7 protein-coding genes are annotated in these 5311 nt (G+C 71.7%); all 7 read right to left on the reverse strand.

Features of this window, described 5'->3' with window-relative positions:
* On the reverse strand, positions 1 to 740 hold a 740-nt coding region (locus tag A4X16_RS13850; RefSeq protein WP_197491844.1), incomplete at its 3' end, for an AAA family ATPase.
* Positions 741 to 808: 68 nt separating this feature from the next.
* The gene (locus tag A4X16_RS13855) at positions 809 to 1960 is read right to left on the reverse strand and encodes a hypothetical protein (protein WP_067121497.1); all 1152 of its coding nucleotides are present in this window, start codon (positions 1958 to 1960) and stop codon (positions 809 to 811) included.
* Positions 1957 to 2157: a hypothetical protein gene (locus tag A4X16_RS13860; RefSeq protein WP_067121498.1), complete on the reverse strand. Its 201-nt coding sequence runs from the start codon at positions 2155 to 2157 to the stop codon at positions 1957 to 1959. The genes A4X16_RS13855 and A4X16_RS13860 overlap by 4 nt, the downstream gene beginning before the upstream one ends.
* Positions 2154 to 2438 carry a hypothetical protein gene (locus tag A4X16_RS13865; protein WP_067121500.1) on the reverse strand — a complete coding sequence of 95 codons (285 nt, stop codon included), beginning with the start codon at positions 2436 to 2438 and terminating at the stop codon, positions 2154 to 2156. The genes A4X16_RS13860 and A4X16_RS13865 overlap by 4 nt, the downstream gene beginning before the upstream one ends.
* A 69-nt stretch (positions 2439 to 2507) precedes the next feature.
* Entirely contained in the window at positions 2508 to 3701 is a 1194-nt protein-coding gene (locus A4X16_RS13870; RefSeq protein WP_067121502.1) for a vWA domain-containing protein, read from the reverse strand.
* Positions 3698 to 4828 (reverse strand): ATP-binding protein, encoded by a 1131-nt coding sequence (locus tag A4X16_RS13875; RefSeq protein WP_067121504.1) that lies wholly within the window; start codon positions 4826 to 4828, stop codon positions 3698 to 3700. Before A4X16_RS13875 ends, A4X16_RS13870 begins: the two co-directional genes overlap by 4 nt.
* 12 nt (positions 4829 to 4840) lie before the next feature.
* Positions 4841 to 5005: a hypothetical protein gene (locus tag A4X16_RS17875; protein WP_157560201.1), complete on the reverse strand. Its 165-nt coding sequence runs from the start codon at positions 5003 to 5005 to the stop codon at positions 4841 to 4843.
* Positions 5006 to 5311: the final 306 nt, after the last annotated feature.

Genomic DNA, 5311 nt, shown 5'->3' on the forward strand with positions numbered 1-5311 from the left:
GACGTGAACGGTAGGGCGGGGTAGAGCGGGGCGAGCAGGTCGGTGGTGTCGGGGCCGAATCGCCAGGTCTGGGGAAGGCGGAGGCGGGCAACGTCGTCGCCGTGGGCGGCGATGAGGGCGGCGGGAGCGGGGTTCTGCGGGCCGGTGGTGAGGGTTTCCCAGCGGCGGGTGGCTCCGGTGACGACGGGGTCGATCTGTCCGGGGTCGCCGACGAGGACGAATTGGTCGGCGATGCCGCCGAGTGCGCCGAGGTCGCCGAAGGTGAGTTGGTAAGCCTCGTCGACGAGCAGCACGTCGAAGTGGGCGGTGCGGTTGGCGGGTACCCAATGCCAGCGTGCGGTGGTCGCGACGATGACGCCAGCGCCGGGGCGCAGGCTGCGCGAGCTGGTCAGGGTGACGGTGCTGTCGAGGTCACGCGGGCGTCCCTTCTCGGCGTCTACGTGCAGGACGGTAGGGGTGCCGGTGGCGGCGGTGCGGTTGGCGACGTCCACGGCCTGGGCGCGGGTCTGGGCGGCGATCGCGACGGTCATGCCAGCGCGGGTGTGGAGTTGGTGGGCGAGGTTGGTGATGAGGTGGGTCTTGCCCGCGCCCGGAGGGGAGTCGATCACCACGGCGGCGTCTCCGCTCCACACGGCGAAGAGTGCGCGCGCGAGGGTCGGGTTGCGTAGGTGCTCAGTGGCGCTCGCCGGCTTCGCCGGGGCGGCGGTCGGCGTGGGTGTGGTGCCGGGTGCCTTCTTCATGGTCGGTGCCTCCCGTAGTGATAGTGAATGTGACATTCACAGACTACGGGAGGCCTCCGACATTCCGATCAGTCATCGGCTGCGGCCACGATCACGTCCAGGGGCGCGTTGCCGCGGCGCGTGACGGGCTTTCCCCGTCCGGCGATCCAGTTGTTTCCACGGCGGTAGCCGAGTGCGGCGAGACTGCGCGCGTTCGCCTGCATGTGCGGATCGACACGGCGCGGGCGCAGAGTCACCCGCTCGCCGGGTTGGCCTGCCTTCGACCGCTTCGGGATGCCCTCGACGGTGATGGTCAGCCTGGCGTTGGTGTCGATGTTCGCGGTGGCGATGCTGCCGCTCAGTGCGTCGGTGCGGCCCGCGTGGATCGGCTCGCCCAGCCACCCGGTGATCTTCGTGTCCACGCGGAGGCGGCTCAGCGGTCGGTCGGCGGCGATGACGGCGGTGTCCTCGGTGCGGGTGAGGACTGTGCCGGGGACGACCGTGCCGTCGTGGGATGCGGCAAGGGCGACGAGGGGGTCGTCCAGCCGGATCGAGTCGAACCATTCGACGGCGTGCGAACGGGCGATGAGTCCCAGGGCGGCATCCTGCCGTGAGTCCCTTGCCCACCAGGGGCGACCGGCGCCGATGCGCTTGACGTAGCGCTGCCATGAGGCGGTGTCCAGCACGCTCGCGTCGAGCAGGCCGGGGAGAGTGTGACCGGATGCCGTGAGGCGGGCGAGGTCGAGCAGCAGGTGCGGGCCGGTGGACTCGATGCCGAGCCATTGCGCCCACGTCGCGGGTTCGAGCTCGCGGTCGGGATGCACGCCGAGCGCCCAGCGTCGGCGTGCTGCGTCGGTGGCGATGTGCACCGCATCGGAGCCGGGGAAGTCGGCGCGCTCGTCCCACCACCCGATGACCGGCGAGGCATCCGCGTCGGGGTAGGCGCGAGCGAGGGCGGTGAGGATTGCGAGGTCGCGGCCGGTGCCGACGATGAGGGGCCGGCGAGGGTCCGTCATCGTCGCGCCGAGCGCAGCCAAGGCTTCCAAACCGGCCCGGTCGCTGCCCGCGTGCGTCACGTCGCCGTCTGTCGCGGTGATGTAGACGCGCTCGCCGTCGCTGTCTACGGTCACCGCGATGCCGCCTAGCGGCGGGATCGCGGGTGCGTACAGGGCGACCTCGACGGCCCTGCCAGAGTGCTCGGCGCGCAGCCGAGCGCCGAGCGTGAACTGCGCGAGGCTCATCCGGACACCTCGACGGCACGCTCGGGGATCACGGTGTCAGGGGCTGCCCACCCGGCCCGGATCGCGTCAGGCGTTGCCGTTGCGGGTGTGCCGTCCCGGAGGTCGGCCAGCACTGCGGCGAGGTCGGTGCCCGCCGCGGCGCAGATCCGCTCCGCAAGGGCATCCAGAGCGACCCCGGAGGGGCGGCGGGCGCTCATCGCGCCGCCGCCCGCTCCTGGCGCACTTCGTGTTCCAGACGGGTCACGGAGGGCATCGGGATCGGCAGACCCTCGTGCCGGATCGAGAACCACCGGCGCAGCGCCTCGGCGGTGATCGCCTCCCGCTCGGCCATGTCGCCGCGGATGCGTCGCGCCTCATCGCTCGTCGGCTCGAGTTCGCTCACCCGGTGGCGCTCGATGAGGCGGACGTATGAGCCCGAAGGCTCCTGGCCGTCATTGCGTGCCTTGAACTCTTCGATGATTTGGTTGCGAAGTGACATGGCAACCCCTCCTAGCGATAGTGAATGTGACATTCACACTCTAGGAGGGGCCTCCGACATTGGACCCGCTCAGCCGGTGGGGACGTGGATCGCACGCGCCCATGCGGGCACGCGGCTCATGCCGTGCTCGCGAGTGAGCACGGCGATCAGCCGCGAGCGCCCCGGTGAGTCGGGCCAGGGGGTGTCTCCATCGGTGAGCACGACCGTCACGTCCGGGGTCGGCTTGAGCGCTTCGGCAGCGGTGATCCCGACGCGCATATCGGTGCCGCCCCCGCCGATCAGTTGCACGTCGCGAGCGTTGCGGACGTGGCGAGCGGACGCGGCCGCGGCGTCGCACGCGATCACCCGGACGGTGCCGCCCACGGCTTTGAGGACGCCGCTGACCTCCGCCAGCGCCGTGTCGAGGTCGGCCTTCGTCATGCTCCCGGACGTGTCCACCACGACGGCGGCGGTGACGCGGGGAGCGCGCATGGCGGGCGTCACGATCTGGGGGAGGCGGCGGCGTCCGGGTCGCGTGTAGGTGTAGGTGATCCGGCCCGCGGTGAGGGCCGCGGTGCGGCGCACCATCCCGGCGAGCACCTTCCGCCACGGCACGCTGGGTGCTCGCAGCTCGTCGCTCGCCCAGCGCGCCATGCCAGCCGGGACGGTGCCGCGTCCCTGAGCGATTGCATCCCGCACGTCGTGTGCGACCTTGCGGCGGGTGATGGTCACCTGGCCGTCGTCCAGCCCCGGCGTCTGTGGGTCGTCCAGGCCCGGCTCCCAGTCCTGTACGGGGTCGCCCGCGCCCGATCCGCAACCGACCTCGGTCTGCGGCGGCTCGGGCGTGAGCACGCCGTAGTAGACCTCTTCCACGCCGCCCTCATCCATGCCGAGCGCGGCAGGGGTGACGACCCACTCGGGCAGCGGAAGGCCAGCCGCGAGCAGGTCGTCGTTGATCGCGGCGTCGGTGGCGTAGTTCCACCGCGTGTGATCGACCGGGCCGGGAAGCGACTCGGCCCGTCCGGCGTGGTCGCGCACAAGGTGGCAGACCTCGTGCACGAGGACGGCACCGGCCACGACCGGCCCCCACTCGGTGAGCGTGACGGGATCGACGTAGAGCCGCCAGTGGCGATCCACGGCGAACGTTGCCAGCCCCTCGGCGGCGACCGGTCGCGCGGTGAACAGGGCGTGCGCGAGGTAGGGCGCGGACTCGACTGCCACCAGACGAGCCGCGGCCAGCGCGCGGCGTTCGTCGTCCGTCAGCGCGCGGATCGTCGGGTTCATGCTGCAACCTCCTGGGGGATCAGTCCGGCTTCGGTGAGGATCGCCAGGAACGCCTTCGCGCTCGACGGCGGGTTGGTGCCGGTAGGACGGGACTTGAGCAGCGCGCGAGCATTCGCCGCCGCCACGTCCTGCAAACCGGCACCCGCCGCGACCGCGAGCGGTGCCCACGCCGACAGCCAGCCCGTCTTGGTGCCGTCCGCGGTTGCGTAGGCGGTGACGGCGGTGAGGGTCGCCCACGCGCGGGACGGTTCGAGGGTCGCCCACGACACCGACTCGGGATCGGCCAGCACGTCGGCGGGGTCAGGGAGGTCATTCAAGGACCGCCAGGCGATGTACTCGGTCGCGGCCCCCTCGCCCACCAACCCGCTCGCGGCGAGCAGGGTGGCCGGGGTGTCGCCGGGGTCCAGGAACGCCAGCACGTCAGCGGTCATCGTCCACGTTCGGTGCGAGGGCCATGCGCGCCCGCTCGCCGCGTCGTCCTGGGGGAGAGCGTGCAGCAGATCGGGGCGGGTGCGGATGAACGACGCGACCTCGGCACGGCTCGCGGCGCGAAGGATCGGGGAGTAGTCCAGCACCCGCCCGGAGGCGGCGACCCGGAACCCGGTGGTCATTCCGTCGATCCAGTCGTCGGTAGCCGGCGTGTGGTCGATGTGCAGGAACCGGTTCGCCATGGGCGCGGCCAAGTCCCATCCGTCCGCGGCTTGCTCGGGCGGGTTCGCCGCCGCCACGATCCGCACGCCTCGCGGCAGAGCGAGATCGCCCACCACCCGATCCAGCACCACCCGGAGGGCTGCGGCCTGCACCGCGGGCGGGGCGGTGGTCAACTCGTCGAGGAACAGATAGCCCTCGTCTGCGGCGGCGAGCCGGGTGGCCCACGCGGGGGCCGACAGCGCGACCCCCGCGTCCTGTACGACCGGGAGGCCCGCAAAGTCAGCGGGCTCGCGGAGAGAGGCGATCACCGTTTCCATCGGCAACCCCTCCGCCTCGGCCAGAGCACCCAGCAGTGAGGACTTGCCGATGCCCGGCTTGCCCCACAGCAGGACGGCGACACCCGCGCGCCCCGCGGCGCGCATCACGGTCAGCAGGGGATTGGTCTGGCGGTTCAGGGTGGGAAGTGACGCGGTCATGATGGGCCTTTCTCAGAAGTCGAAGTCGTTGGTGTTGCGGACCAGGGCTCCGAACTCGGAGCCGTACCGTGCGTCGTAGTACTGAGCGACCCGCTCCTGGGCCGCGGCCTGAGCGTCCCGCTGGCGCGTTGCCGCGGACTTGTCGATGCGAAGCGCTCGGCTGATGTTGGGTTCCACGTCGTCCTCCCGGGACTGGTAGTGAATGTGACATTCACAATCTACGAGGGGCCTCCGACATTGGGACACGCGAGCCAGATCGGCAAGGGCGCGCAGCGCCTCAGAGCCGCGGGCTGGGGGAGCGGGAGCAAGAGCCAAAGCGGGACCAGGGTGGCGGAACCCCTGCGCAGGATCGAGCCGCAGGCGCGCAGCGCCGCAGGCCGTGCCCGGACCACCGGAGGGGCCGCGCAGCGGTCCCGCACCCCGCGCGGCAGCGCCCGGCCTGCCGGGCGCTCGTCCCTGCGAGCGCAGCGAGCGGAGCATACG

It is taken from the genome of Microbacterium sp. H83, from assembly GCF_001650405.1.
In the GTDB taxonomy this organism is placed as follows: Bacteria; Actinomycetota; Actinomycetes; order Actinomycetales; family Microbacteriaceae; genus Microbacterium.

Coding starts and splice junctions, on each gene's coding strand:
- A4X16_RS13870 (WP_067121502.1), bottom strand. CDS start 3,701: ATGAACCCGACGATCCGCGCGCTGACGGACGACGAACGCCGCGCGCTG.
- A4X16_RS13860 (WP_067121498.1), bottom strand. CDS start 2,157: ATGAGCGCCCGCCGCCCCTCCGGGGTCGCTCTGGATGCCCTTGCGGAG.
- A4X16_RS13875 (WP_067121504.1), bottom strand. CDS start 4,828: ATGACCGCGTCACTTCCCACCCTGAACCGCCAGACCAATCCCCTGCTG.
- A4X16_RS13865 (WP_067121500.1), bottom strand. CDS start 2,438: ATGTCACTTCGCAACCAAATCATCGAAGAGTTCAAGGCACGCAATGAC.
- A4X16_RS13855 (WP_067121497.1), bottom strand. CDS start 1,960: ATGAGCCTCGCGCAGTTCACGCTCGGCGCTCGGCTGCGCGCCGAGCAC.